The following is a 26670-nucleotide window of genomic DNA, read 5'->3' as shown; positions in this document are numbered from 1 at the left end:
CTTAGCGGATGATGCCGCGTTGCGACGCGTCGATGAACTCGACGAGCGCCTTCACGGGTGCGTCGCCTTCGCCGCCCGCCGCCGCCAGCTCGCGCAACTGCACTTTCGCTTCCTCGAGCGACAGGCCGTTCTTGTACAGCAGGCGATACGCGCTGCGCAGCGCGGAGATCGCGTCGGGCGAGAAACCGCGCCGGCGCAGCCCTTCGACGTTGATCCCATGCGGCTCGGCCTTGTTGCCTGCCGCGATCACGAACGGCGGAACGTCCTGCACGAGCGCCGACGCGCCGCCCAGCATCGAGTGCGCACCAATGCGCACGAACTGGTGGACGCCCGACATCCCGCCGACGATCGCCCAGTCGCCGATCTCGACGTGGCCGGCCATCTGGGCGTTGCTCGACAGGATCACGTGATTGCCGACGGTGCAGTCATGACCGATGTGCACATAGGCCATGATCCAGTTGTCGTCACCGAGCGTCGTCACGCCGGCGTCCTGCACGGTGCCCGTGTGGATCGTCGTGAATTCGCGGATCGTGTTGCGGTTGCCTATCACGAGCTTCGTCGGCTCGTCCTTGTACTTCATGTCCTGCGGACGACCCCCGACCGACGCGTAATGGCCGATGCGGTTGTCCTCGCCGAGCGTCGTATGGCCTTCGATCACGCTGTGCGAGCCGATCGTCGTACGCGCGCCGATCGTGACGTGCGGACCGACGATCGCGTACGGGCCGATCTCGACCGATTCGTCGATCTGCGCGCCCGCCTCGACAATCGCGGTGGGATGAATCCTGGTCATGCGCCGTTGCCTCTCGATGTGATGTGTCGCGTTGCGTTGCCTGTCCGTGCCGCGTCGCTCAGGGCGCCACGTCGGTCGTCTTGACCGTGCACATCAATTCGGCTTCCGCCGCCACCTTGCCGTCCACTTCCGCCACCGCCTTGAACTTCCAGATACCGCGGATGTAGCGTTCGAACGTCACGTTCAGAATCAGTTGGTCGCCCGGCTCGACCGGACGCTTGAAGCGCGCGCCGTCGATCCCGACGAAGTAGTACAGCGTGTTCTCCGGATCCTTCGGCTGCTCTTCCGAGAAGGTCAGCAGCGCCGCGGCCTGCGCGAGCGCCTCGAGGATCAGCACGCCCGGCATCACCGGCCGCTTCGGGAAATGCCCCTGGAAGTACGGCTCGTTGATCGACACGTTCTTCAGCGCTTTGATTCCCTTGTGCGGTTCAAGTTCGAGCACGCGATCGACGAGCAGAATCGGGTAGCGATGCGGCAGCAGCGTGAGGATCTTGTGGATGTCGAGATTGATTTTTTCAGTGCTCATGATGGTTCGTCTCACGCAGAGGCTGCGCGGTGGTGATGCAAAGGCTGAAGCGGGCCGCCGTGCGGCCCAGTCTGGCAAACCGGGCCGGTTGCGCTGGCCGTGCCCGGTTCGAGGTCTCGCATGATGCGCTCAGGCGCCCATGCCGCCCTGGGCGGCGAGCGCGGCTTCGAGCGCCTTGATGCGCTCGCGCAGCTTGTCGAGATTGCGCACGAGCGCGGCGCTCTTGTTCCATTCGCCGTGGTCGACGGCCGGGAACGCGCTGGTATAGATGCCCGCCTTCGGCAGTGACTTCGATACGCCCGATTTCGCGGTGATGATGACATAGTCGCCGAGCGTCACGTGCCCGGCGATCCCGGCCGCGCCGCCGATCATGCAATGGCGGCCGATCGTCGTGCTGCCCGCGATCCCGGCGCTGCCGGCGATCACCGTATAGGCGCCGATCCGGCAGTTGTGGCCGATCTGCACCTGGTTGTCGATCTTCACGCATTCCTCGATGACGGTATCCGCCATCGCGCCGCGGTCGATCGTCGTGTTCGCGCCGATCTCGACGTCCGGGCCGATCGTTACGCCACCGACCTGGGGGATCTTGACCCAGCTGCCGGTGCGCGCGTCGCCGTCACCGACGAAATCCGGCGCGAAGCCGAAGCCGTCGGAGCCGATCACCGCACCCGCATGGATGATCGCGCGCGGGCCGATCTTGCAGCCGTGGTATACCGACGCGTTCGGATACAGATGCGAGCCCGCGCCGATCGTCGTGCCGCGGCCGACGAATACGTTCGCGTCGAGCTGCACGCCGTCTTCGATCACCGCACCGGCCTCGACCGTCACGTGCGGGCCGATCACCGCACTCGCGGCAACCTGCGCGGCCGGATCGATCGTCGCGCTCGGATGCACGCCGGCGGCACGCTGCGGCGTGGCCAGGTCGATGAACATCTGCGCGACGCGCGCGAAGTAAGCGTATGGATTCGGCGTGACAATGAAATTGCGGGGACCGGCCGTCCGGCCGCTCGCGGCCGCGCCCAGCCTTTCCAGATCCTTCGGCGCGATCAGCACCGCGCCTGCGCGGGTCGACTCGACCTGCGACAGGTACTTCGGATTCGCGAGGAACGCGAGTTGCTGCGGGCCTGCCTGGTCGAGCGGTGCGAGCCCGCTCACCTTGCACTGTGCGTCGCCGGCGATCTCGCCGCCGAACCGCTTTACGAGTTCCTCAAGCGTCAATGCCATTCGTCGTCTGCTCCGTTCAGTTCGTCGAGCCGGACGCGAGCGCCTTGAGCACCTTGTCGGTGATGTCGATGCGCGGGCTGACGTACACGGCCTCCTGCACGATCAGGTCGTAATTCTGCTGCTCGGCGATCTGCTTGATGACCTTGTTCGCCCGCTCGAGCACTGCCGCCAGTTCCTCGTTGCGGCGCTGGTTCAGGTCTTCGCGGAACTCGCGCTGCTTGCGCTGGAAGTCGGTATCGAGCTGGGCGAGATCGCGCTGCTTCTGCGCGCGGTCGGCCGCCGACAGTGACGCACCGTTCTTGTCCAGCGAATCGGACATCGACTTCAGACGCGCCGCCAGATCCTGCAGATCCTTGTCGCGCTTCGCGAACTCGGCTTCGAGCTTCGTCTGCGCCGCCTTCGCGGGCGCCGACTCGCGCAGGATCCGATCCGAATTGACCGCCGCGATGCGGGCGACGTCCTGTGCGTGCGCCGTTGCCGCGCCCAAGGCCAGCGCAACGGTCAGCGCGCACATCACTCGTTTCGAAAACTTACCGGTTAGCAAAATTACCCTCTCGTTGCTGTTGTCATGCGTTCGGTCAGAACGCCGTCCCGATCTGGAACTGGAATTTCTGGTACTGATCGCCCTCGTGCTTCTGCAGCGGGAAACCGAGGCTCAGCTTCAGCGGGCCGATCGGCGAGATCCACGCGAGACCCACGCCGTAGCCGTAACGCAGGCCGTTGGCGCCCGTACTCGTGCCGCCCGGCGCGTTGCCCCACACGTTACCGCCGTCGAGGAACGTGAACACGCGCAGCGTGCGGTCGTAGCCCGTGCCCGGCAGCGGGAACGTCAGTTCGATGTTACCGACGACCATCTTCGAACCGCCGATCGGGTCGTTCGTCTTCGTGTCGCGCGGGCCCAGCGAGCTCGGCTCGTAGCCACGCACGGAGCCGATACCGCCCGCGTAGTAGTTCTTGAAGATCGGGTACGGGTTGCCGATACCGTTACCGTAGCCGCCTTGCAGGTTCAGGCCCAGAATGAAGCCGCGCGAGAACGAATAGTAGTACTGGGCCTGCAGGTCGGCCTTGTAGTACTGGATCTTCCCGACCGGCACGCCGTACTCCATGTTCGCCTGCGTGAAGTAGCCGCGGCTCGGAATCAGCGCGCTGTCACGCGCGTCGCGCGACCACGCGACCGTCAGCGGCACCGTGTTCGACACGCGGCCGAACTGGTTCACGTAATCCTGGTAGCTCTGCGGCGTGTTCGAATCGACGTCGAGGCGGTTCTGCTCGAAGCCCGCGCCGAAGTAGACGGTGTCGACTTCCGAGAACGGGATGCCGAACTTCATGTTGCCGCCCGCGCTGATGATCCGGAAGCTCGAGCTCGTCGAATAGTAGAGCGGCTGGTACGTGCGGTAGTAGACGTCCGTGATCCGCTTGATGCCGTCGACCGTGAAATACGGGTCGACCTGCGTGACGGTCAGCGTGCGATAGCTCTTCGCGGTGTTGACGTTCACCGACAGGCTGGTACCCGAACCGAACACGTTGTCCTGCGACACGCCGGCCGACAGCACGACCTTGTCCGTCGACGAGAAGCCGGCGCCGAGCGTGATCGCGCCAGTGGGCTTTTCGTCGACCTTCACGTTCACGTCGACCTGGTCGTTCGTGCCTTCGACCGGCACCGTCGTCACGTCGACGTTGGTGAAGTAGCCGAGACGGTTCACGCGATCCTTCGACAGCGCGAGGCGGTTCGAGTCGAACCACGAGCTTTCGAGCTGGCGCATTTCGCGGCGCACCACTTCGTCGCGCGTGCGCGTGTTGCCGACGACGTTGATGCGGCGCACGTACACACGGCGGCTCGGATCAACGACGAGGTTCAGGTTCACCTTGTGATTCGCCTGGTCGATGTCCGGCTGCGCGTTGACGGTCGCGAATGCGTAACCGTATTCACCGAGCTTGTCGACGATCGACTTGGTGGTCTGCTGCAGCTTTTCGGCCGAGAAGCGGTCGCCCGGCTTGATCTTGATCAGCTTGTTGAGTTCGGCTTCGCGATCGAGCAGGTTGCCCGACAGCTTGATGCCCGACACCGTGTACGGCTCGCCTTCGTGCAGCGTGACCGTCAGGTACATGTCCTTCTTGTCGGGCGAGATCGACACCTGGGTCGAATCGATGTTGAACTCGAGATAGCCGCGGTTCAGGTAGTACGAGCGCACCGCTTCGAGGTCGCCCGTCAGCTTTTCCTTCGAGTACAGGTCGTTCTTCGTGTACCAGGAGAACCAGTTCGGCGTCGACAGCTGCATCTCGTCGCGCAGCGTGCTGGTGCTGAATGCCTTGTTGCCGATGAAGTTGATCTGGCGGATCTTCGCGCTCGGGCCTTCAGCCACCGCGAACAGGATCGACACGCGGTTCGCGTCGACCGGCGTGATCGTCGTCTTGACCTCGGCCGCGTAGAAGCCGCGCGTGAGGTACTGGCGCTTGAGCTCCTGCTCCGCCTTGTCGACGAGCGCCTTGTCGTAGTAACGGCCGTCGGCGAGGCCGACAGCGCGCAGCGCCTTCGTCAGGTTATCCTTGTCGAATTCCTTCGTGCCGGTGAAGTCGATCGACGCGATGGCCGGACGCTCCTGCACCTGCACGATCACGACGTTGCCCTGCGTGGCGATGCGTACGTCGTTGAAGAAACCCGTCGCGTACAGCGCGCGGATTGCTTCGGATGCCTTGTCGTCCGTGAAGGTATCGCCCTGCTTGATCGGCAGATAGGCGAACACCGAACCCGCTTCGACGCGCTGCAGCCCCTCGATCTTGATGTCTTGCACCACGAACGGTGCCGCTGCATGCGCCGCGAGGCCGTGCGCGGCGAGCGCGGCCGCTGCAACTGTCTTAGGTACAAAGCGATGAGGTTTGAACAACATGCATCCCCAATATTTAGCTGCATCAAATCAGGCGGCTGCCCAGCGGCGGCCGCCTGACGCTTCAGAAATGGATTAACCGAGCCAGATCGTTGAACAGCGCGATCGCCGATAATGCGACGATGCAGATCAACCCGGCTCTTTGCAGAATCAGCTGCCAGCGCTCCGAGACGGCTTTCCCGGTCGCGGCTTCAACCGCATAATATAACAGATGCCCCCCGTCCAAAACGGGAATCGGCAACAAGTTCAGGACGCCAAGGCTAATGCTGACAAGGGCGAGGAACGACAGGAACGCCGACGGGCCAAGCCGCGCACTCTTGCCCGCGTAGTCCGCGATCGTCACCGGGCCGGACAGGTTCTTCAGCGACGCGTTGCCCGTGATCATGCGCCCGAACATCCGCAGCGAATACACGGAGATGTCCCACGTGCGATGCACGCCGAGCTGCAGGCTCTCGATCGGCCCGTACCGTACGTCGACGGACGGCGCATGCATCGACAGCGCCGCGCCGATACGGCCGACCTCCTGCCCCGACTCGTCGTCGCGCTGCATCTGCGGCACGATCGACACGGTCTGCGCGGCGCCGTCGCGCTCGATCTGCAGATCGAGCGGCTTGCCCGCATGGTGTTTCACGAAATCGATGAAACGCGGCGCGCCGCCGATCGGCTTGCCGTCGAGCGCGACCAGCTTGTCGCCGGACTTCAGCCCCGCCTGCTCCGCCGCGCTGCCGGGCTGCACCGACGCGACCGACAACGTGCCGCCGCCGGTCTCGAAGCCCAGATGGGCCATGAAATCGTCGTCGAGCTGACTTTCGGGAACATGGCGGAGGTCGACGCGGAAATCGAACGTCGTGTTGCCGTCTCGTGCACCGAGCACGATCTCGCGGTGGTCGAACGCCGCCGCCAGCAGCTTCCAGCGCAGGTCAGACCACGACCGCACCGGCTCGGACTCGCCGCCCTGCGCGTCGCCCACGCGCACGTTGCGGATCGACACGATCTGCTCGTTGCCGTCGAAGCCCGCGCGGGCCGCCACCGTGCCGGCGGCCGGCGGTGCGACGATCGCGGCCGGCTCGGTTACGCCGGTGGCGAATACGATGGAAAACAGCGCAATTGCCAACAGAAAGTTGGCAATCGGTCCGGCCGCGACGATTGCGATACGCTTGTAGACGGACTGCCGGTTGAACGCCTGGCCGAGCTCCTCGGGCGGGATGCCGGGGCCGGGGTCGCGCTCGTCGAGCATCTTCACGTAGCCGCCGAGCGGCAGCGCCGCCAGCGTCCACTCGGTGCCCGTCCTGCGGCTGACCCAGCGCGCGACGGGCTGGCCAAAGCCGATCGAGAAACGCAGCACCTTCACGCCGCACCAGCGTGCGACGCGATAGTGTCCGTACTCATGCACGACGACCAGCACCCCGATCGCCACCGCAAACGCGATCAGTTCGACCAGCACGTTCATGAGCACTCCATTCAGACAGTGCGCTCCACGCGGGGCGCAGGCGCTTTCGCAATGATGTCGGCGGCAAGGCGGCGTGCCTCGGCATCCGCCGCCAGGACGTCCTCGAGCCCGTCGGGCGTACGATTCGGCAGCGTGTTGAGCACGGCGTCGACCGTCGCCGCAATCGCCATGAAGCCGATGCGGCGCTCGAGAAACGCTTCGACCGCGACTTCGTTCGCCGCGTTCAATGCGGCGCTCGCGATACCGCCTTCCTCAAGCGCCTTCAGCGCGAGCGCGAGGCACGGGAAGCGCGCGTAATCGGGCTTCTCGAACGACAGCTGGGCGATCTGCGCGAGATCGAGCTGCTCGACGCCCGCATCGACACGCTCGGGGAATGCGAGCGCGTGCGCGATCGGCGTGCGCATGTCGGGGTTGCCGAGCTGGGCGAGCACCGAGCCGTCGCGATACGACACGAGCGAATGGATCACGCTCTGCGGGTGGATCAGCACGTCGATCCGGTCGCCCGGCAGCCCGAAGATCCAGTGCGCCTCGATCACCTCGAGGCCCTTGTTCATCATCGTCGCGGAATCGACCGAGATCTTGCGGCCCATCACCCAGTTCGGATGCTTGCACGCCTCGTCCGGCGTTACGTCGACGAGCGTAGCCGGTTCGCGCGTGCGGAACGGGCCGCCCGACGCGGTCAGGATGATCTTCGAGATCCCGCCGTGCTCGGCCGCGTCGCGCGGCATGCACTGGAAGATCGCGTTGTGCTCGCTGTCGACCGGCAGCAGGATCGCGCCATGGTCGCGCACGGCGTCCATGAAGATCGCGCCCGACATCACCAGCGCTTCCTTGTTCGCGAGCAGGATGCGCTTGCCGGCGCGCGCGGCCGCAAGGCTCGGCGCCATGCCGGCCGCACCGACGATCGCCGCGACCACCGTATCGCAGCCATCGCTCTTCGACACGTCGACGAGCGCCTGTGGTCCGTACAGCACGGTCGTCTTGCTGCCCGCCGCGCGCAGTTTCGCGTCGACCTGCGCGGCCGTCGCGGCATCGCCGACCACGGCCACTTCGGGTGCGAAGCGCAGGCACTGCTCGACCAGCTTGTCGCCGTTGCGATGTGCGGTCAGCGCATAGACCGAGAAACGCTCGGGATGGCGCGCGACCACGTCGAGCGTGCTGTCTCCGATCGAGCCCGTGGAACCGAGCAATGTCAGACGTTTTTGCATAACAGAATTAATGGTTTAACCAAGCAGCAGCATCGCGAGCGGCAGCACCGGCAGCAACGCGTCGACACGATCGAGTACGCCGCCATGGCCAGGCAGCAGTCCGCTCGAATCCTTCACGCCCGCCTGTCGCTTCAGCAACGACTCGAACAGGTCGCCGATCACGCTGTACGCGACCAGCAGCGTCAGTGCGGCCCACGCGCCGGGCATCCCGTAACGCACGGCAAACGCGGAAAACAGGGTCGGCTCGAACGCGTGCGCGGCCATCGCGACACCGGCGACGACCATGACGGCGAGCCAGCCACCGATCGCGCCTTCCCAGCTCTTGCCGGGGCTGATCGTGATGGCCAGTTTACGCTTTCCGAACGCCTTGCCCGCGAAGTATGCGCCGATATCGGCGAGCCAGACGACCAGAAGCAGCGACAACACGAACGGCACGCCCTGCGCGCGGGCCGCGACGAGCGCATGCCAGCAGGCCGCAAAGACCACGAGGCCGGCCGCGAGCAGGAACGGCCGCCATACGCCGCCCGCGAGCTCCGGCTTGCGCCGCAGCGTGAACGGGCCGACCAGCAGCCAGAACACGCCGGCTGCCATGAAAAGGGGACGGGACGAAGCCGCGTCGACGCCGAGCGGCACCGTTGCCGCGAGCGCCAGCGCCGCGACGGCTGCATAGACGACCGGGCCGGCGCCGCCGAGCTTGAGCAGGCGCGCCCACTCCCACGCGGCAAACACGAGCACGACGCCGATCAGCGCGCCGAATCCGGTGAGCGGCGCGAACAGCGTCACCGGCAGCAATACCGCCAGCATCACGATCGCCGTGATCACACGGGTTTTCAGCATGAAAGGGAGTCGGCGTTCTGCGATTGTGGTTCGAGCTGTGCGCTCGTGCGGCCGAAACGGCGCTCGCGCTCCGTATACGACGCCATTGCGTCGGCCAGTGCCGCGCCGTCGAAATCCGGCCAGTATTTGTCGGTGAAATAGAATTCGGCGTACGCGAGCTGCCACAGCAGGAAGTTGCTGACGCGCTGCTCGCCACCGGTACGGATGAAGAGATCGGGCTCCGGCGCATAGGCCATCGCCAGGTGCGGCGCGAATGCGTCCTCGGTCACCTCGACCTCGCGACCTTCGCGCACGGCCTGCTCGACGAGCTTCTTCGTCGCCTGCAGGATGTCCCACCGGCCGCCGTAGTTGGCCGCGATGGTGAGCGTCAGACGGGTATTGCGCGCCGTCTTGGTTTCGGCGCGGCGAATCAGTTCGCGGATGCGCGGCTCGAAGCGCTCGAGATCGCCGACGACACGCAGGCGGATCCCGTTCGCGTGAAGCTTGCCGACCTCGCGCTCGAGCGCGGTGATGAAGAGGCGCATCAGGAACGACACTTCGTCGTTCGGACGGCGCCAGTTCTCCGAACTGAACGCGAACAGCGTCAGGTATTCGACGCCGGCGCGCGCGCAGCCTTCGACCACCGCCCGCACGGCATCGACGCCGCGGGTGTGCCCCGCAACGCGCGGCAAGCGGCGTTCGGTCGCCCAACGGCCGTTGCCGTCCATGATGATCGCGATGTGACGCGGCACGACGCCGACGTCAGGCACGCGAACGGTAGAGCTGGTATAGGTCATGGCCGTTGAGACAGTAATGCGGGAAGAAGGCGGCGCGCGAGGACGGTCGTCAGACCGTCATGATCTCGGCTTCCTTGGTCTGCACGAGCTTGTCGATTTCGGCAACGTGCTTGTCGGTCAGCTTCTGCACGTCGTCGCTCGCGCGGCGCTCGTCGTCTTCCGAGATTTCCTTGTCCTTCACGAGCTTCTTGAGCGCTTCGTTCGCGTCGCGGCGCAGGTTGCGGATCGCGACCTTGGCCGTTTCGCCTTCGCTCTTGACGACCTTGGTGAGCTCGCGGCGGCGCTCTTCCGTCAGCGCGGGCATCGGCACGCGGATCAGGTCGCCGGCGGTGGCCGGGTTCAGGCCCAGGTCGGCTTCGCGGATGGCCTTCTCGACCTTCGCGACCATGTTCTTTTCCCACGGCTGCACGCCGATCGTGCGCGCATCGACGAGCGTCAGGTTAGCGACCTGCGAGATCGGCACCATCGACCCGTAGTAGTCGACCTGCACGTGATCGAGCAGACCGGTGTGTGCACGGCCCGTGCGGATCTTTGCCAGATCGTTCTTGAACGCTTCGATCGAGCGCTGCATCTTTTGCTCGACGCCCTTCTTGGTATCAGCGACACTCATTTCAACCTCCGAACCTTCTAACCTTCAAAGAACGCGGGCCCTGCCCGGCACATCCGGTGCGCCGCGGCCAATGACCCGCATCCGCGGGAGTTTACACGTGGACGAGCGTACCTTCGTCCTCGCCCAGCACGATGCGCTTGAGCGCGCCCGGCTTGTTGATCGAAAACACGCGAATCGGCAGCTTCTGGTCGCGGCACAGCGCAAAGGCCGTCGCGTCCATCACCTGCAGGTTGCGGCTGATCGCCTCGTCGAAAGTGATCGTCGTGTAACGCGTGGCCGACGGATCCTTCTTCGGATCGGCAGAATATACGCCATCGACCTTGGTCGCCTTCAATACGACCTCGGCGCCCACCTCCGAACCGCGCAGCGCGGCGGCCGTGTCGGTCGTGAAGAACGGGTTGCCCGTACCGGCCGCGAAGATCACGACGCGGCCTTCCTCGAGCTGGCGGATCGCGCGGGGCCGAATGTACGGCTCGACGACCTGGTCCATCCGCAGCGCGGACTGCACGCGCGCCTCGATGCCGGCGTGGCGCATCGCGTCCTGCAGCGCCAGCGCGTTCATCATCGTCGCGAGCATCCCCATGTAGTCTGCCGTCGCGCGATCCATGCCGGCCGCGCCGCCGGCGACACCGCGGAAAATATTACCGCCACCGATCACGACCGCGAGCTGCGTCCCGAGACGCACGACTTCGGCGATATCGGCCACCATCCGTTCGATCGTCGCGCGATTGATGCCGAAGGCATCGTCGCCCATCAGTGCTTCGCCGGAGAGTTTGAGGAGAACGCGTTTATAGGCATTGGACATAGGGGCTTCCGAGCGACGAGAGGATGACAACCACGAACTGTAGGGGCGAAATACTGATTCGGGCAAGCGCCGACGGTCGGACCGGGTTTCCCGGCCGGCCGGCGGCGGCGCCGACCGCGGCGGAGCGGACGCCCGCCGCGGATACTGCCTGACTGCTTACGGCTTACTGCTGCTTTGCTGCTGCGACTTGCGCGGCCACTTCGGCGGCGAAGTCGTCCTGGCGCTTCTCGATGCCTTCGCCGACGACGAACAGCGCGAACTTCTGCACTGCGGCATTTGCCGCCTTCAGCATCTGCTCGATCGTCTGCTTGTCGTTCTTCACGAACGTCTGGTTCAGCAGCGACACTTCCTTCAGGTACTTCTGGACGCTACCGTCGACCATCTTCGCGACGATTTCGGCCGGCTTGCCCGATTCCGCAGCCTTCTGCTCGGCCACGCGGCGTTCCGTCTCGATCAGTTCTGCCGGCACGTCGGCCGACGACAGCGCGACCGGCTTCATTGCCGCGATGTGCATCGCGACGTCCTTGCCGACCTGCTCTTCCTCGCCCGTGTACTCGACGATCACGCCGATACGCGCGCCGTGCAGGTACGTTGCGATCTTGTTTGCGGTTTCGAAACGGACGAAACGGCGGATCGAGACGTTCTCGCCGATCTTGCCGATCAGCGCCAGGCGCACTGCATCGACCGTCGAGCCGTCGAGCGGCAGTGCCGACAGCGCAGCCACGTCGGCCGGGTTTTGCGTCGCGACGAGTTCTGCAACCGTCTTCGAGAAAGCGAGGAAGTCGTCGTTCTTCGCGACGAAGTCGGTTTCGCAGTTCAGCTCGACCAGCGCGCCTGCATTGCCGCCGACGAACGATGCGACGACGCCTTCTGCCGTCACGCGCGATGCCGCCTTGCTCGCCTTGTTGCCGAGCTTGACGCGCAGCAGCTCTTCAGCCTTGGCCAGATCGCCGTCAGCTTCCGTCAGCGCCTTCTTGCACTCCATCATCGGTGCGTCGGTCTTTGCGCGCAGTTCTGCCACCATGCTTGCGGTAATTGCCGCCATCATTCGCTCCTTGAGTCTGTATTCACAACGCCGCCCGCTTGGACGCGAACGGCCGAGATTCGTTTCCGGACCCGCACCGATTCGGCGCGATCAGGTCCGGCGCACAAGCTTAAAAAAAGGGGGCCTGTTGAGAGCCCCCTTTTTGCGCCGGCTCGGGGCCAGTTACGCGTTTTCCTCGACGTACTCGTCGTCGCCGCGAGCAGCCTGGACCACTTCGTTGACCGCGTTCGCACGGCCTTCGAGGATCGCGTCGGCCACGCCTTCAGCGTACAGCGCGACTGCCTTGCTCGAGTCGTCGTTACCCGGGATCACGTAATCCACACCTTCCGGCGAGTGGTTCGTATCGACCACGGCGATGACCGGCACACCCAGCTTGTTCGCTTCGGTCACGGCAATCTTGTGGTAGCCGACGTCGACGACGAAGATTGCGTCCGGAATGCCGCCCATGTCCTTCACGCCGCCGATCGACTTCTGCAGCTTCGCGATTTCGCGTTCGAACAGCAGCGCTTCCTTCTTGCTCATCTTCTCGAGCTCGCCTGCCTCGACTGCCGCTTCCATGTCCTTCAGGCGCTTGATCGAAACCTTCAGCGTCTTGAAGTTGGTCATCATGCCGCCGAGCCAGCGTGCGTTGACGTACGGCATGCCTGCGCGCTGCGCTTCCTGGGCGATCGTGTCACGCGATTGACGCTTCGTGCCGACGAACAGGATCGTGCCGCGGTTCGCTGCCAGCTGGCGCACGTACTTCTGTGCGTCCGTGAACATCGGCAGCGTCTTTTCGAGGTTGATGATGTGAATCTTGTTGCGGTGACCGAAAATGAACGGAGCCATCTTCGGGTTCCAGAAGCGCGTCTGGTGACCGAAGTGGACACCCGCTTCCAGCATTTGGCGCATCGTAACTGCCATGTAAATTCTCCACGAGGGTTGGGTCTTAAGCCGGCCGCCGTACCGCCGCGCGATCCCACCCCGAAGGGCGCGAATGCCGCGCGGCCGGCACCCTGGTTGCGCCGGCTTGCGATTCGACACGAGCGAAATGCGCGTGCCGCAAGCCTTTCACCGCCATGCCGCCCCAAAACGGGGCACATCGGCATTTGGATATCGACTTAGCCAAAGAGTATAGCACGCCGATTTGTCCGCTCTCAAGTCGCCCGCCACTTTCGCTTGCCGCGCGGCAACCGGCCGGACAATCCGCGAAAACCCGCATCCGCGCCGCCGGCAGGGGCTGCGACGCCTGCCAGAAGGTGCGATAATCCGTCAATTCACCGCATTCCAGGCATACCTCGATGGCTATTACGCTCAAAAACGAACACGATATCGCCGAGATGCGCGTCGCCTGCCGTCTCGCGAGCGAAGTGCTCGACTTCATCACGCCGCACGTTGTCGCGGGCGTCACGACCGCCGAACTCGACCGCCTCTGCCACGAGTTCATGCTCAACGAACAGGGCACGATCCCCGCGCCGCTGAACTACCAGCCGCCCGGCTACCCGCCGTACCCGAAGGCCACCTGCATTTCGGTCAACGACGTGATCTGCCATGGCATTCCCGGCGAGAAGGTGATCAAGAACGGCGATGCGCTGAACATCGACATCACCGTGATCAAGAACGGCTACTTCGGCGACACGAGCCGCATGTTCATCGTCGGCGAGGGTTCGATCCTCGCTAAGCGCCTCGTGCAGACCACCTACGAATGCATGTGGCTCGGCATCGACCAGGTCAAGCCCGGCGCGCACCTCGGCGACATCGGCTACGCGATCCAGAAGCACGCCGAAGCGCAGGGCTACAGCGTCGTGCGCGAATACTGCGGCCACGGCATCGGCACGGTGTTCCATGAGGATCCGCAGGTCGTCCACTACGGCCGCCCGGGCACCGGCATCGAACTAAAGGCCGGGATGATCTTCACGATCGAGCCGATGATCAACGCCGGCAAGCGCGACATCCGCACGATGCCCGACCAGTGGACGGTCAAGACGCGCGACCGCAGCCTGTCGGCACAGTGGGAGCACACGGTGCTCGTCACCGAAACCGGCTACGAAGTGCTGACCGTGTCGGCCGGCACGCCGGCCCGCCCCGTGTTCGCGCAACCGGCCGCCGCCGTCTGAGCGCCGTCGCGCCAGCCCGCCCCACCCGCACCTGAACGGCCGCCCATGAGCGCTCACGCTGCCCCCTCGCCCGAAGCGCTGTCGCGGCGCGCCGAATTCAAGGCCGCCAAGACGGAGCTGCTCGAGCGCTTTCGCCACGCGGCGAACGTCGCGTCGCTGATGCACGCGCTGTCGAAGCTCACCGATGCAGCGCTGAAGCGCGTGTGGGACGACTGCGGGCTGCCCGCGACGCTCGCCCTCGTCGCCGTCGGCGGCTACGGGCGCGGCGAACTGGCGCCCTATTCCGACGTCGACATCCTGGTATTGCTGCCTGATGCGCACGACCCGGCGCTCGATGCACGCATCGAGCGCTTCATCGGAATGGCGTGGGATCTCGGCCTCGAGATCGGCAGCAGCGTGCGCACGGTCGCGCAGTGCATCGAGGAAGCGTCGCAGGATGTCACGGTGCAGACCTCGCTGCTGGAAGCGCGCCGCATCGTCGGCAGCACCGCGCTGTTCGAACGCTTCACGGTGCGCTACCACGAGGCGCTCGACGCCCGCGCGTTCTTCACCGCGAAGGTGCTCGAGATGCGCCAGCGCCACGCGAAGTTCCAGGACACGCCGTACAGCCTCGAACCGAACGTGAAGGAAAGCCCCGGCGGGTTGCGCGACCTGCAGACGATCCTCTGGATCGCGCGCGCGGCCGGTTTCGGCAGCAGCTGGCGCGAACTCGACACGCGTGGCCTCATCACCGATCGCGAAGCGCGGGAGCTGCGCCGCAACGAAGGCTTCCTGAAGACGCTGCGCGCGCGGCTGCACGTGATCGCCGGCCGCCGCCAGGACATGCTCGTGTTCGACCTGCAGACGCAGGCTGCCGAGAGCTTCGGCTACCAGCCGACGCAGGCCAAGCGCGCCAGCGAGCAACTGATGCGCCGCTACTACTGGGCCGCGAAAGCCGTCACGCAGCTCGCGACGATCCTGATCCAGAACATCGAGGCGCAGCTCTTCCCTGCGACGAGCGGCATCACGCGCGTGCTGTCGGCCGATCGCTTCGTCGAGAAGCAGGGGATGCTCGAGATCGTCGACGACGGCGTGTTCGAACGCCACCCCGACGCGATCCTCGAAGCGTTCCTGTTGTACGAGACGACCCGCGGCGTGAAGGGGCTATCCGCCCGCACGCTGCGCGCGCTGTACAACTCGCGCGAGATCATGAACAACACGTGGCGCCGCGATCCGCAGAATCGCGACATGTTCATGCGGATCCTTCAGCAACCCGAAGGGATCACGCACGCGTTCCGGTTGATGAACCAGACGAGCGTGCTCGGCCGCTACCTGCTGAACTTCCGCCGCATCGTCGGCCAGATGCAGCATGACCTGTACCACGTGTATACGGTCGACCAGCACATCCTGATGGTGTTGCGCAACCTCCGCCGCTTCGCGGTGGCCGAGCATGCGCACGAATATCCGTTCTGCAGCCAGCTGATCGGCAACTTCGAGCGCCCGTGGGTACTGTATGTCGCGGCGCTGTTCCACGACATCGCGAAGGGCCGCGGCGGCGACCATTCGACGCTCGGGATGGCCGACGCGCGGCGCTTCTGCCGCGAGCACGGTATCGCCAGCGACGACGCGGCGCTGATCGTGTGGCTCGTCCAGCATCACCTGACGATGAGCCAGGTCGCACAGAAGCAGGACACGAGCGACCCTGAAGTCATCAAGCGCTTCGCCGAAGTCGTCGGCAACGAACGGTACCTCACCGCGCTGTACCTGCTGACCGTCGCCGATATCCGCGGCACGAGCCCGAAGGTGTGGAACACATGGAAGGGCAAGCTGCTCGAGGATCTGTACCGCATCACGCTCGCGGTGCTCGGCGGGGCCAACCCCGACGCGCATTCGGAGCTGAAGTCGCGGCAGGAGCAGGCGCTCGCGCTGCTGCGGCTCGAGACCGTGCCCGAGGACGCACATCGCGCGCTGTGGGATCAGCTCGACGTCGGCTTCTTCCTGCGTCACGACGCGGCCGACATCGCGTGGCAGACACGCGTGCTGTACCGGCACGTGAATGCCGAAACCGCGATCGTCCGCGCGCGGCCATCGCCGATCGGCGATGCGCTGCAGGTGCTCGTGTACGTGAAGGACCGCCCCGACCTGTTCGCAGGCATCTGCGCGTATTTCGACCGCAACGGGCTGTCGGTGCTCGACGCACGCATCAGCACGACGCGGCACGGCTACGCGCTCGACAACTTCATCGTCACGCAGACCGAAAGTGACGTGCGGTATCGCGATATCGCGAATCTCGTCGAACAACAGCTCGCGTCGCGGCTCACCGAAACCGCACCGCTGCCGGAGCCGTCCAAGGGCCGCCTGTCGAGGCTGTCCCGGACGTTTCCGATCACGCCGCGCGTCGACCTGCGGGCCGACGAGCGCGGCCAGTACTACATCCTGTCCGTGTCGGCCAACGACCGGCCGGGCCTTCTCTATTCGATCGCGCGCGTACTCGCCGAGCACCGGATCGGCGTCCACGCGGCGCGGATCAACACGCTCGGCGAACGCGTCGAGGACATCTTTCTGCTCGCGGGTGCCGGTCTTTCCGACAGCCGCCTGCAGATCCAGCTCGAAACCGAATTGCTGCGTGCGATCGCAGTCTGAAAGAATTCCAGCGTTTATGCGCACCAAACTAACCGTCAAGAATCCGAAGCCGGCGTCGCCGACCCGCGCCCCTGTCCGCTCCGGCAGCCTCGTCGCCCGCAAGGCGGTGCGCCCCGCTGCGCCGCCCGCAGGTGACAAGCCGGCCCGACCGAAGAAGGCGGCCCCGGCCGCCGCCGGCGAGCGCACGTTCAAGCCGCGTGCTGCCGCGGGCGCCGAACGCCCGGGCGCGGATCGCGCACCGTCCAAGCGTGCGCCGCGTGACGGCGGTGCCGAACGCAGCACGCGTGCCCCTTATCGCGACAACGCATCCGGCGAGGGTGCGAAACGCAGCTTCGGCGACCGTCGCACGTCGTCCGATCGCCCGCCCCGTCGTGATGACGATGCACGTCCGCGTCGTGCAGGTGCCGGTGAAGGCGGCGCACGCGCGCCGTATCGCGACAACGCATCCGGCGAAGGCGCAAAGCGCAGCTTCGGCGACCGTCGCACGTCGTCCGATCGCCCGCCCCGCCGTGATGACGATGCACGTCCGCGTCGTGCAAGTGCAGGCGAAGGTGGTGCTCGCGCGCCGTATCGCGACAACGCAGCCGGCGAAGGCGCGAAACGCAGCTTCGGCGACCGCCGCACGTCGTCCGATCGGCCGCCCCGTCGTGATGACGATGCACGTCCGCGCCGCACAAGTGCCGGCGAAGGTGGTGCTCGCGCGCCGTATCGCGACAACGCAGCCGGCGAAGGCGCAAAACGCAGCTTCGGCGACCGTCGCACGTCCTCGGATCGCCCGCCCCGCCGTGATGACGATGCACGTCCGCGCCGCACAAGTGCCGGCGAAGGTGGTGCTCGCGCGCCGTATCGCGACAACGCATCCGGCGAAGGCGCAAAGCGCAGCTTCGGCGACCGTCGCACGTCGTCCGATCGCCCGCCCCGCCGCGATGACGACGCACGTCCGCGTCGTGCAGGTGCCGGCGAAGGTGGTGCTCGCGCGCCGTATCGCGACAACGCAGCCGGCGAAGGCGCAAAGCGCAGCTTCGGCGACCGTCGCACGTCGTCCGATCGCCCGCCCCGCCGCGATGACGACGCACGTCCGCGTCGTGCAGGGGCCGGTGAAGGCGGTACACGCGCACCCTATCGCGACAAGGCATCCGGCGAAGGCGCAAAGCGCAGCTTCGGCGACCGCCCTGCCCGTCCCGCTCGCGACGGCGAGCGTGGCAGCACCGAACGCCGCTCGTCCGGCACGGGGATGAAGACCGCGAAGCCCGTCAAGCGGCCGGCGGCCGACATCGATTACGGTGACGAATCGGGCCTGATGCGCCTGTCGAAACGGATGTCCGAGCTTGGCATGTGCTCGCGCCGCGAAGCCGACGAATGGATCGAAAAGGGCTGGGTCCTCGTCGACGGCGAACGCATCGACACGCTCGGCACCAAGGTACGCGCCGACCAGAAGATCGAGATCGACGAACGGGCAAGCGCCGCGCAGGCCGCGCAAGTGACGATCCTGCTGCACAAGCCGGTCGGTTACGTATCGGGCCAGGCGGAAGACGGCTACGAGCCCGCGGCCGTGCTGATCACGCGCGCGAACCGCTGGAGCGGCGACCATTCGCCGGTGCGCTTCTCGCCGCAGCACCTGCACGCGCTCGCACCGGCCGGCCGCCTGGACATCGATTCGACCGGCCTGCTCGTGCTGACGCAGAACGGCGTGATCGCGAAGCAGTTGATCGGCGAGCAGTCGGATATCGACAAGGAGTACCTGGTGCGCGTGCGCTTCGGCGAGCGGCTCATCGACATCGACCAGCACTTCCCCGCGGAATCGCTCGCGAAGCTGCGCCACGGCCTCGAGCTCGACGGCGTCGCGCTGAAGCCCGCGATGGTGAGCTGGCAGAACGGCGAGCAGTTGCGCTTCGTGCTGCGCGAAGGCAAGAAGCGCCAGATCCGCCGCATGTGCGAACTGGTCGGCCTCGACGTGATCGGCCTGAAGCGCGTACGGATGGGCCGCGTGATGCTCGGCGCGCTGCCGCAGGGTCAATGGCGCTATCTGTCGGCCGACGAGACGTTCTGACCGCGGGCGCGCACACACGTGCGCCACGCAGTGAAAAAGCCCGCGCAAGCGGGCTTTTTCGTTTCCTGCGAGAAACCAGGCTAGCCGGCGGATCAGTCGTCGGAAGCCGGATCGAGCCCCGGGAACAGCACTTCCGTGAAGCCGAAGCGCGTGAAGTCGGTGATCCGCATCGGATACAGCTTGCCGATCAGGTGATCGTATTCGTGCTGGACGACGCGTGCGTGAAAACCGTCGGCAACGCGATCGATCTTCTCGCCGAACTGGTCGAAGCCGCTGTAGCGCACCTTCGCATAGCGGCTGACGACGCCCCGCATGCCCGGTACCGACAGGCAACCTTCCCAGCCCTCTTCCATGTCCGGCGGCATGTATTCGACCTTCGGGTTGATCAGCACGGTCTCGGGTACCGGCGGCGCATCCGGGTAGCGGTTGTTGCTACCGAAGCCGAAGATGATGATCTGCAGCCCGACGCCGATTTGCGGCGCGGCCAGACCGGCACCGTTCGCATGGTGCATCGTCTCGAACATGTCCGCGACGATCTCGTGCAGTTCGGGGGTATCGAACCGCTCGACCGGCTTGGCGACTTCGAGCAGGCGCGGATCGCCCATCTTCAGGATCTCGCGAATCATGGCGTATTGCCCTCCAGGAGTTGGTGCAGACCGTCTTCGTCCAGCACGGGGATGCCGAGTTCCTCGGCCTTCGCGAGCTTGCTGCCGGCTTCGGCGCCCGCGACCACGTAATCCGTCTTCTTCGATACCGAACCGGCCACTTTCGCGCCGGCCGCTTCGAGCATTTCCTTCGCGGCATCGCGCGTGAGCGTCGGCAGCGTACCGGTCAGCACGACCGTCTTGCCGGCCAGCACCCCCTGCGGCGCCTTCGGCGCGGGCGGCCCTTCCGGCCACGTCACCTTGCCCGGCGCGCGCAATTGCTCGATCACGGTCCGGTTATGCTCTTCCGCGAAGAACTGATGCAGCGACTCGGCGACGATCGGCCCGACGTCGTTGACTTCGAGCAGCTCTTCGATCGATGCGTCCATGATCGGCGTCAGCGAGCCGAAATGCTTCGCGAGATCCTTCGCGGTCGATTCGCCCACATGACGGATACCGAGCCCGTAGATGAAGCGCGCGAGCGTCGTATGCTTCGCCTTCTCGAGCGAGTCGAGCAGATTTTGCGCCGACTTCTCGGCGAACCGGTCGAGCTCGGCGAGCGTCGCAAAGCCGAGATTGAACAGGTCGGCCGGCGTGCGCACGAGATTCAGCTCGACGAGCTGGTCGATGATCTTCTCGCCGAGCCCGTCGATGTCGAGCGCGCGGCGCTGCGCGAAGTGCCACAGCGCCTGCTTGCGCTGCGCCGGGCAGAACAGGCCGCCCGTGCAGCGCGCGATCGCCTCGTCGGGCAGGCGCTCGATCTTCGAGCCGCACACCGGGCATTCGGTCGGCATCACGAATTCGGCCGCATCGGCCGGGCGCCGGTCGAGCAGCGCGCCGACCACCTCGGGGATCACGTCGCCCGCGCGGCGCACGATCACGGTATCGCCGATCCGGATGTCCTTGCGGCGCACCTCGTCCTCGTTGTGCAGCGTCGCATTGGTGACGGTCGCGCCGCCGACGAACACGGGCTCGAGGCGCGCGACCGGCGTGATCGCGCCCGTACGGCCGACCTGCACGTCGATCGCGACGAGCTTGGTCAGCGCTTCCTGCGCGGGGAACTTGTGCGCGAGCGCGAAGCGCGGCGCACGCGACACGAAGCCCAGGCGCTCCTGCTCGTCGCGCCGGTTGACCTTGTAGACGACGCCGTCGATGTCATACGGCAGCGACTCACGCTTCTCGCCGATCTTGCGGAAGAAGTCGAGCAAGCCTTCGGCGCCGTGCACGACCGCGCGCTCCCGGTTCACGGGCAGGCCGAGCGACTCGTACCAGTCGAGCAGCGCGCTGTGCGTATCGGGCATCGGCATCCCGTCGAGCACGCCGATGCCGTAAGCGAAGAACGACAGCGGACGCTGCGCAGTGATCTTCGAGTCGAGCTGGCGCAGGCTGCCGGCCGCCGCGTTGCGCGGGTTCGCGAATTCGCGCTGCTCGGCCGCGCGCTGACGTTCGTTCAGGCGTGCGAAATCGCGCTTGAACATCAGCACCTCGCCACGCACATCGAGCACGGCCGGCACCTTCGTGCCCTTCAGCTTCAGCGGAATCGAGCGGATCGTGCGCACGTTCTCGGTCACGTCCTCGCCCGTCGTCCCGTCACCGCGCGTCGACGCCTGCACGAATACGCCCTGCTCGTAGCGCAGCGAGATCGCGAGACCGTCGAACTTCAGTTCGCATGCGTATTCGACGGGCTCCGTTATCGAGCCGGCGAGATCGGTCGTCTTGTCGAGCGCGTCGGCGACACGCTTGTCGAATGCGACGATATCCTCGTCGGCGAAGCCGTTGTTGAGCGACAGCATCGGCGCATCATGGACGACCGGCGTGAAGCCGCCGGCCGCCTCGCCACCGACGCGCTGGGTCGGCGAATCGGGCGTCACGAGTTCGGGATGGTCGGTTTCGAGCTGCTGCAGTTCGCGGAACAGCCGGTCGTATTCGGCGTCGGGCAGATCCGGCTGGTCGAGCACGTAGTAGGCGTAGTTCGCCCGCTCGAGTTGATCGCGCAGCCACGCGGCGCGCGCGTCGGGCTGGCTGGCTGGCGGTTCGGCTTGGGTTCGGGCCATGCTGGCGGCAGATTCGTTCTGAGAAAATCGGATGCCCGATTATCTCAGTTTGCCGCCGTGGCGGGGCGTGCAATGCGCGCCCGATGCACGTGCTGCAGCGCAAACGGCAAGGTGTGCGCTGCAGCGACGAACGGCGGCGCCGACGCCCGCCGTCCGCGCGTTCGCGTTACTGGCTGAAGAGGCGGCGCGTGACCGGCGAACCGGCCGGAATGCCGGCTTCCTCGAGCTTCGCGTACAGCTTCATCAACTGCTGCTCGATCGCGAGTAGCGTCGACTCCGGCAACGGCCGGCGCGAATCGTCGACCACGCGTGCGCCGATCCGTTCGGACAGCGATTTCGCGTAATCGCACATCAGCCGGAACGGCAGGATGTCCTCTTCGGCAACCGGCACGTCGAGCACCAGCGTGATCATGTTGCCGCCCTTGTACGTGAGGTCGTCACGCAGGAAGTTCGTGTCGCCGAACTGCAGCATGAACACGGGGTTCTGCTTCGCGTCGAGCTTCACGAAACGCGTGCCGTCGCGCGACAGCAACAGCCCGTCCTGCGATGCGACCGCCTGCACGTAGTTCGCCGACCACGGCGCGCCGTCCGACATCACGTTGATCGACAACTGCGCGTCGCATTGCGCGGCAAACGCGTCGAGCTCGCGCGCCATCGCGACCGTTTCCATCATGTCCGGGAATTCGGGCGCGCCGTCGATCGCGTCGGCGAACTGCTGGACGCCCGTCACGAATTCGGAGAACTCGAGCTCGTTCAGCGCGCCGCTGCGGTTCGCGAGCTGTGCGGCCGCGCGCAGTTCCTCGTAGCGCACGCCGTTCTGCAGCAACTCCCACTGGCCGCCTTCCGGCTTGCCTTCGATGTGCACGGGCTTGCTGCCCGCGCGGCGCAGCCGCTGCGCGGCCGGCAGGATCTTGTCGCCCGGCAGCGACCCGCCGAGGCGGATCGGCACGATGCAGTCGATCCGGCGGTCGACGATCGCCGGCGGTGCCGACGAGATCGTCGTTGCGGCCGGCAGCACGGGTTCGGCCGGCTCTGCCGGTTCGGCATGCGTTTCGTGCGCGGAGGCCGGCGCGGCTTCTTCGCCGGCAACCGGCTCGACCGATTCGGCCGGTGTATCGACGCCGGTCGCCTCGGCCTGCAGATCGGCCGGCATATCGGCCGGCGCCGCGCCACCGAACGTCGGCTCGACGCGCGCGACTTCGGCTGGCGTGGCGGCCGCCGCAGCCGGTGCCGTAGGCTCGCGCCGCACCGGCTGACGCACCGGCTCGATGAACGGCAGCTCTTCCTCGCGTTCGGGGCGGTTCATCGCCTCGGCCGCTTCCTCCGGCATCGGGCGCGGCATCCTGCGCCGCACCTTCGCGCCTTGCCATGCGTTGTAGACCACGACGCCGCCCACCACGACGGCGCCCGCGCCGATCAAACCGAGTGTCAACTCGTCCATGCACGCTCCATCAGCAATTCTTGTTCGTCGGAACCGCGAACGGGCGCCCATGCGCCGCGCGAACGCGGTCCGGTTTCGTCAAACGTCAATTCTGGGCAAAACCCGCGGCGGTTTCCATGTCCACCGCGACGATCCGCGATACACCCTGCTCCTGCATCGTCACGCCGATCAGCTGCTGCGCCATTTCCATCGCGATCTTGTTGTGCGAGATGAACAGGAACTGCGTCTTGTCGGACATCGCGCGCACGAGATTCGCGAAACGCTCCGTGTTCGCGTCGTCGAGAGGTGCGTCGACCTCGTCGAGCAGACAGAACGGCGCCGGGTTCAGCTGGAACATCGCGAACACCAGCGCGGTCGCGGTCAGCGCCTTCTCGCCGCCCGACAGCAGGTGGATCGTTGCGTTCTTCTTGCCGGGCGGCTGCGCCATCACCTGCACGCCGGCGTCGAGAATTTCGTCGCCCGTCATGATCAGCTTCGCCTGGCCGCCGCCGAACAGGCGCGGGAACAGGTCGCTGAAGTGGCGGTTGACCTCGTCGAAGGTGCCCTGCAGCAGCGTGCGGGTTTCCTGGTCGATCTTGTGGATCGCGTCCTCGAGCGTCGTGATCGCGTCGATCAGGTCGGCCGACTGCGCATCGAGGAACACCTTGCGCTCGCTCGCGGCCTTCAACTCGTCGAGCGCGGCCATGTTCACCGGGCCGAGCGCGTTGATCGCGTTGTTCAGGCGCGTGACCTCGCCCTGCAGGTACGACGGCTTCAGATCCGGCGTCAGCTTCTCGCTCAGCGCGGCCTCGTCGACCTCGGCCGTCGCGAGCTGCTCGGCGAACTGCTCGACGGCCAAGCGCGCAGCCTGCTCCTTCAGCTGCAGTTCGGTGATGCGGTCGCGCAGCGGCTGCAGCGAGCGCTCGGCGACGAGCCGCTGCTCGTCCGACGCGCGCAGTTTTGCAGTCAGGTCGTCGAGCTCGATCCGTGCAGCCTGCAGCGCTTCTTCCTTCACCGCACGAATCTCGAGCGCGTCCTGCAGGCCCGTATGCGCGGTCTGCTCGTTGATCGTCTCGAGCTCGGCGCGTGCGTCTTCCAGAGAAGCGGCAACACGCTCGCTCTGCTCGTGCGCGACCTGGATGCTGCGCTTGAGCTCGTCGATCCGGGTCACCGCGTTGCGCGCGGCGAAGCGCGCATCGTTCGCGCCGCGCTCCAGATCGCGCGCTTCCTGACGCGCCTGCGTCAGCGATTCGTCGAGCGCTTCGAACGCGAGCTGGTTGTCCTCGAAGCGCGCCTGCAGTTCCGCGAGTTCGCCGTCGAAACGCTCGAAATTCGCTTCCGACTCCGCGCGCATCGCGCGCTGCTCTTCGATCTGCGCGCCGATTTCCTCGAGTTCCTCGCGGATCTGCGTGCTGCGCTGCGTGTAACGTTCGTGCGCCTGCGCCAGCTTCAGCACATCCATCTGCAGCGCGTGCACGCGCTGCGTCGCACGCTCGGCCTGCGCCCGCACGTCGCCGAGCGCCTGCGTGGCCTGCGTGTGCGCGGCTTCCGCACGCACGGCTGCCGTGCGCGCCTCGTCGGCGAGCAGCGCCTGTGCGCGCACCTGGCGCGTCAGGTTTTCGATTTCCTGCTGACGGGCCAGCATCCCGGCCTGCTCCGAATCGGCCGCATACAGCTGCACGCCGACGCGCGTGACGATATGGCCGGCCTTGACGACGAACGCGCCGCCTGCCGGCAACTGCGCGCGCGTCGCGAGCGCCTGCGCGACATCGTCGGCGACGTACACGCTGCCGAGCCAGTCGTTCAGCACCGCGCGGATGCCCGCATCGTCGATACGCACGAGCGACAGCACCGGACGTAGGCCGGCCACGGCCGCGGGCGGTTCGCCGGCCACGGGCGGTGCGTAGAACGCGAGCTTCGCGGGCGGTGCGTCGGTGGCAAAAGCCTTCACCCAGTCGAGATTCGACACTTCGAGCGCGGCGAGGCGCTCGCGCAGCACGGCTTCGAGCGCGGCTTCCCAGCCCGCTTCGACATGCAGCTTCTTCCACAAACGCGGCAGCGCGCCGAGCTCGTGCTTGTCGAGCCACGGCTGCACCTTGCCTTCGGTCTGCACGTTTTCCTGCAACTGCTTCAGCGCGGCGAGACGCGCCTCGAGCTGGTGGATCTGCGCGGCTTCGGCCTGCACGCGCTCCTGCGCGGCACGCCGTTCGCCATCGAGGCGCGGCACCGTTTCCTGCGCGTCGGCAAGGCGCGCCTGCGCTTCGGCCAGAATCTCTTCCTGCTCGGCGAGCTGCATGCGCAGTTCTTCGAGCTGGGCTTCGTCCGGCGCGTCGAGCCCGCCCGCTTCGCTCTTCAGGCGCTCATGGCGCTGCTGAAGCTGCTGGAGCTGCTGGTCGGCGTTGCGCTGGTGCGCGGCTTCGAGCTTCAGCGACTGTTCGGTCTGCGCGATCCGCGCGCGCTCGTCGTTGAGCTGCGCCTGCGCGTCGCGCCACTTCGCCTCGAGCGCCGGCAGCGCGTCGTGTTTCGCGGCCGCGTTGTCTTCGGCGAGCGCGGCCTTCTCGTCGGCCATCGCGCGCGCTTCCTCGGCTTCCTCGAGCTCGTCCTGCGCCTTCTCGGCCTGCGCGCGCCATTGCTCGCGTTGCGCATTGAGCGCGGCGATCTGTGCCTGCACGCGGTTGCGCGATTCGACGATGAACTTGATCTCGGCTTCGAGGCGGCTCACCTCGGCGTTCGCCTCGTAGAGCGAACCCTGCGCGCCCTGCATCGCGTCGCTTGCCGAGTAATGCGCGACGCGCAGCGTCTCGAGCTGCGCCTCGACCTCGCGCAGCTTCGCCGTTTGCGCTTCGAGGTCGATCTGCGCCTGCTCGATCGCACGCTGCTGCTTCTGCTGTTCGCCGGCGGCCTCGTTCTTGCGCAGCAGCCACAACAGGCGCTGCTTCTCCTCGCCGTCGGCGACGAGTTCCTTGTACTTGGTGGCGACGACGGCCTGTGCCTCGAGCTTCTCGAGGTTAGCGCCGAGTTCGCGGACGATGTCCTCGACGCGCGTCAGGTTCTCGCGCGTGTCGTGCAGGCGGTTCTCGGTTTCGCGGCGGCGCTCCTTGTACTTCGACACGCCCGCGGCTTCCTCGAGGAACACGCGCAGCTCTTCCGGCTTCGCCTCGATGATCCGCGCGATCATGCCCTGCCCGATGATCGCGTACGCACGCGGCCCGAGGCCGGTGCCGAGGAAGATGTCCTGGATGTCGCGGCGGCGCGCCGGCAGGTTGTTGATGTAGTAGCTCGACGTGCCGTCGCGCGTGAGCACGCGCTTCACGGCGATCTCGCCGTACTGGCCCCACTGGCCGGCCGCGCGGCCGTCGGAGTTGTCGAAGATCAGTTCGACACTGGCCCGGCTGCCGGGCTTGCGGGCGGTCGAGCCGTTGAAGATCACGTCCTGCATCGACTCGCCGCGCAGCTCGGAAGCGCGCGACTCGCCGAGCACCCAGCGCACGGCGTCGATGATGTTGGACTTGCCGCACCCGTTCGGGCCCACCACGCCGACAAGCTGGCCCGGAACCTGGAAATGCGTGGGATCGACAAAGGATTTGAAGCCAGCGAGTTTGATCGAGCTCAGACGCACGGCGGTATC

The 26670-nt window shown here is 66.3% G+C and carries 20 protein-coding genes; 3 read left to right on the top strand and 17 right to left on the bottom strand.

Annotated features, from left to right (window positions below):
* Position 1 precedes the first annotated feature (1 nt).
* The 13 genes from lpxA to rpsB all read right to left on the bottom strand — a co-directional run bounded on the left by lpxA (position 2) and on the right by rpsB (position 13059).
* Positions 2–790, bottom strand: a complete 789-nt coding sequence (gene lpxA / locus HWX39_RS19145; protein WP_175969521.1) for an acyl-ACP--UDP-N-acetylglucosamine O-acyltransferase — start codon at positions 788–790, stop codon at positions 2–4.
* A gap of 58 nt (positions 791–848) precedes the next feature.
* On the bottom strand, positions 849–1316 hold the full coding sequence (gene fabZ, locus HWX39_RS19140; RefSeq protein ID WP_011352450.1) for a 3-hydroxyacyl-ACP dehydratase FabZ: 468 nt from the start codon (positions 1314–1316) through the stop codon (positions 849–851).
* 129 nt (positions 1317–1445) lie between these two features.
* Positions 1446–2540, bottom strand: a complete 1095-nt coding sequence (gene lpxD / locus HWX39_RS19135) for a UDP-3-O-(3-hydroxymyristoyl)glucosamine N-acyltransferase (RefSeq protein ID WP_175969520.1) — start codon at positions 2538–2540, stop codon at positions 1446–1448.
* Positions 2541–2556: 16 nt separating this feature from the next.
* A complete protein-coding gene (locus HWX39_RS19130; protein WP_040144479.1) occupies positions 2557–3054 on the bottom strand; it encodes an OmpH family outer membrane protein in 498 nt (165 codons plus the stop codon).
* Between the two features lie 64 nt (positions 3055–3118).
* Positions 3119–5428, bottom strand: a complete 2310-nt coding sequence (gene bamA, locus HWX39_RS19125) for an outer membrane protein assembly factor BamA (protein ID WP_175969519.1) — start codon at positions 5426–5428, stop codon at positions 3119–3121.
* 61 nt (positions 5429–5489) lie between these two features.
* Positions 5490–6875 carry an RIP metalloprotease RseP gene (rseP, locus tag HWX39_RS19120; protein ID WP_175969518.1) on the bottom strand — a complete coding sequence of 462 codons (1386 nt, stop codon included), beginning with the start codon at positions 6873–6875 and terminating at the stop codon, positions 5490–5492.
* Between the two features lie 11 nt (positions 6876–6886).
* A complete protein-coding gene (locus HWX39_RS19115) occupies positions 6887–8083 on the bottom strand; it encodes a 1-deoxy-D-xylulose-5-phosphate reductoisomerase (RefSeq protein WP_175969517.1) in 1197 nt (398 codons plus the stop codon).
* Positions 8084–8098: 15 nt separating this feature from the next.
* The gene (locus tag HWX39_RS19110) at positions 8099–8920 is read right to left on the bottom strand and encodes a phosphatidate cytidylyltransferase (protein ID WP_175969516.1); all 822 of its coding nucleotides are present in this window, start codon (positions 8918–8920) and stop codon (positions 8099–8101) included.
* Positions 8914–9696: a polyprenyl diphosphate synthase gene (gene uppS, locus HWX39_RS19105; RefSeq protein ID WP_034207662.1), complete on the bottom strand. Its 783-nt coding sequence runs from the start codon at positions 9694–9696 to the stop codon at positions 8914–8916. Before uppS ends, HWX39_RS19110 begins: the two co-directional genes overlap by 7 nt.
* Positions 9697–9745: 49 nt before the next feature.
* Entirely contained in the window at positions 9746–10306 is a 561-nt protein-coding gene (gene frr / locus HWX39_RS19100) for a ribosome recycling factor (protein ID WP_021159105.1), read from the bottom strand.
* A 91-nt stretch (positions 10307–10397) separates the two neighbouring features.
* Complete coding sequence (pyrH, locus tag HWX39_RS19095; RefSeq protein ID WP_011352459.1) at positions 10398–11111, bottom strand: UMP kinase; 714 nt, start codon at positions 11109–11111, stop codon at positions 10398–10400.
* 163 nt (positions 11112–11274) lie between these two features.
* Positions 11275–12156, bottom strand: coding sequence for a translation elongation factor Ts (gene tsf / locus HWX39_RS19090; RefSeq protein WP_175969515.1), 882 nt, complete (start codon positions 12154–12156; stop codon positions 11275–11277).
* 162 nt (positions 12157–12318) lie between these two features.
* Positions 12319–13059: a 30S ribosomal protein S2 gene (rpsB, locus tag HWX39_RS19085; RefSeq protein ID WP_006483818.1), complete on the bottom strand. Its 741-nt coding sequence runs from the start codon at positions 13057–13059 to the stop codon at positions 12319–12321.
* A gap of 377 nt (positions 13060–13436) precedes the next feature.
* On the opposite strand from rpsB, the gene map reads away from it, so the two are divergent.
* From map to HWX39_RS19070, 3 genes are read left to right on the top strand one after another with little or no spacing between them, the layout of a single operon-like run.
* Positions 13437–14252: a type I methionyl aminopeptidase gene (map, locus tag HWX39_RS19080; RefSeq protein WP_012328760.1), complete on the top strand. Its 816-nt coding sequence runs from the start codon at positions 13437–13439 to the stop codon at positions 14250–14252.
* Positions 14253–14297: 45 nt separating this feature from the next.
* The gene (locus tag HWX39_RS19075; RefSeq protein WP_175969514.1) at positions 14298–16874 is read left to right on the top strand and encodes a [protein-PII] uridylyltransferase; all 2577 of its coding nucleotides are present in this window, start codon (positions 14298–14300) and stop codon (positions 16872–16874) included.
* A gap of 16 nt (positions 16875–16890) precedes the next feature.
* Entirely contained in the window at positions 16891–18924 is a 2034-nt protein-coding gene (locus HWX39_RS19070; protein ID WP_175969513.1) for a pseudouridine synthase, read from the top strand.
* A 92-nt stretch (positions 18925–19016) separates the two neighbouring features.
* Here the strand turns inward: HWX39_RS19070 and def are convergent, their stop codons facing one another.
* The 4 genes from def to smc all read right to left on the bottom strand — a co-directional run bounded on the left by def (position 19017) and on the right by smc (position 26661).
* Positions 19017–19550, bottom strand: a complete 534-nt coding sequence (def, locus tag HWX39_RS19065) for a peptide deformylase (protein ID WP_175969512.1) — start codon at positions 19548–19550, stop codon at positions 19017–19019.
* A complete protein-coding gene (gene ligA / locus HWX39_RS19060) occupies positions 19547–21622 on the bottom strand; it encodes an NAD-dependent DNA ligase LigA (RefSeq protein WP_175969511.1) in 2076 nt (691 codons plus the stop codon). Before ligA ends, def begins: the two co-directional genes overlap by 4 nt.
* A 166-nt stretch (positions 21623–21788) precedes the next feature.
* Positions 21789–23063 carry a cell division protein ZipA C-terminal FtsZ-binding domain-containing protein gene (locus HWX39_RS19055; RefSeq protein WP_175969510.1) on the bottom strand — a complete coding sequence of 425 codons (1275 nt, stop codon included), beginning with the start codon at positions 23061–23063 and terminating at the stop codon, positions 21789–21791.
* An 85-nt stretch (positions 23064–23148) separates the two neighbouring features.
* Positions 23149–26661 carry a chromosome segregation protein SMC gene (gene smc, locus HWX39_RS19050; protein WP_175969509.1) on the bottom strand — a complete coding sequence of 1171 codons (3513 nt, stop codon included), beginning with the start codon at positions 26659–26661 and terminating at the stop codon, positions 23149–23151.
* Between the last annotated feature and the right edge of the window lie 9 nt (positions 26662–26670).

This window comes from Burkholderia sp. BCC0322 (assembly GCF_902833045.1).
Lineage (GTDB): Bacteria > Pseudomonadota > Gammaproteobacteria > Burkholderiales > Burkholderiaceae > Burkholderia.
The sequence above is the reverse complement of the archived record's forward strand: the minus strand, read 5'-3'. Positions and strand labels throughout refer to the sequence as shown.

What these genes read in the sequence shown, in the direction of transcription:
- pyrH (WP_011352459.1), bottom strand. Translation starts at nt 11,111, where the DNA reads ATGTCCAATGCCTATAAACGCGTTCTCCTCAAACTCTCCGGCGAAGCA.
- lpxA (WP_175969521.1), bottom strand. Translation starts at nt 790, where the DNA reads ATGACCAGGATTCATCCCACCGCGATTGTCGAGGCGGGCGCGCAGATC.
- rpsB (WP_006483818.1), bottom strand. Translation starts at nt 13,059, where the DNA reads ATGGCAGTTACGATGCGCCAAATGCTGGAAGCGGGTGTCCACTTCGGT.
- map (WP_012328760.1), top strand. Translation starts at nt 13,437, where the DNA reads ATGGCTATTACGCTCAAAAACGAACACGATATCGCCGAGATGCGCGTC.
- uppS (WP_034207662.1), bottom strand. Translation starts at nt 9,696, where the DNA reads ATGACCTATACCAGCTCTACCGTTCGCGTGCCTGACGTCGGCGTCGTG.
- tsf (WP_175969515.1), bottom strand. Translation starts at nt 12,156, where the DNA reads ATGGCGGCAATTACCGCAAGCATGGTGGCAGAACTGCGCGCAAAGACC.
- frr (WP_021159105.1), bottom strand. Translation starts at nt 10,306, where the DNA reads ATGAGTGTCGCTGATACCAAGAAGGGCGTCGAGCAAAAGATGCAGCGC.
- rseP (WP_175969518.1), bottom strand. Translation starts at nt 6,875, where the DNA reads ATGAACGTGCTGGTCGAACTGATCGCGTTTGCGGTGGCGATCGGGGTG.
- fabZ (WP_011352450.1), bottom strand. Translation starts at nt 1,316, where the DNA reads ATGAGCACTGAAAAAATCAATCTCGACATCCACAAGATCCTCACGCTG.
- lpxD (WP_175969520.1), bottom strand. Translation starts at nt 2,540, where the DNA reads ATGGCATTGACGCTTGAGGAACTCGTAAAGCGGTTCGGCGGCGAGATC.
- HWX39_RS19130 (WP_040144479.1), bottom strand. Translation starts at nt 3,054, where the DNA reads ATGTGCGCGCTGACCGTTGCGCTGGCCTTGGGCGCGGCAACGGCGCAC.
- def (WP_175969512.1), bottom strand. Translation starts at nt 19,550, where the DNA reads ATGATTCGCGAGATCCTGAAGATGGGCGATCCGCGCCTGCTCGAAGTC.
- HWX39_RS19115 (WP_175969517.1), bottom strand. Translation starts at nt 8,083, where the DNA reads ATGCAAAAACGTCTGACATTGCTCGGTTCCACGGGCTCGATCGGAGAC.
- HWX39_RS19070 (WP_175969513.1), top strand. Translation starts at nt 16,891, where the DNA reads ATGCGCACCAAACTAACCGTCAAGAATCCGAAGCCGGCGTCGCCGACC.
- HWX39_RS19110 (WP_175969516.1), bottom strand. Translation starts at nt 8,920, where the DNA reads ATGCTGAAAACCCGTGTGATCACGGCGATCGTGATGCTGGCGGTATTG.
- HWX39_RS19075 (WP_175969514.1), top strand. Translation starts at nt 14,298, where the DNA reads ATGAGCGCTCACGCTGCCCCCTCGCCCGAAGCGCTGTCGCGGCGCGCC.
- HWX39_RS19055 (WP_175969510.1), bottom strand. Translation starts at nt 23,063, where the DNA reads ATGGACGAGTTGACACTCGGTTTGATCGGCGCGGGCGCCGTCGTGGTG.
- ligA (WP_175969511.1), bottom strand. Translation starts at nt 21,622, where the DNA reads ATGGCCCGAACCCAAGCCGAACCGCCAGCCAGCCAGCCCGACGCGCGC.
- bamA (WP_175969519.1), bottom strand. Translation starts at nt 5,428, where the DNA reads ATGTTGTTCAAACCTCATCGCTTTGTACCTAAGACAGTTGCAGCGGCC.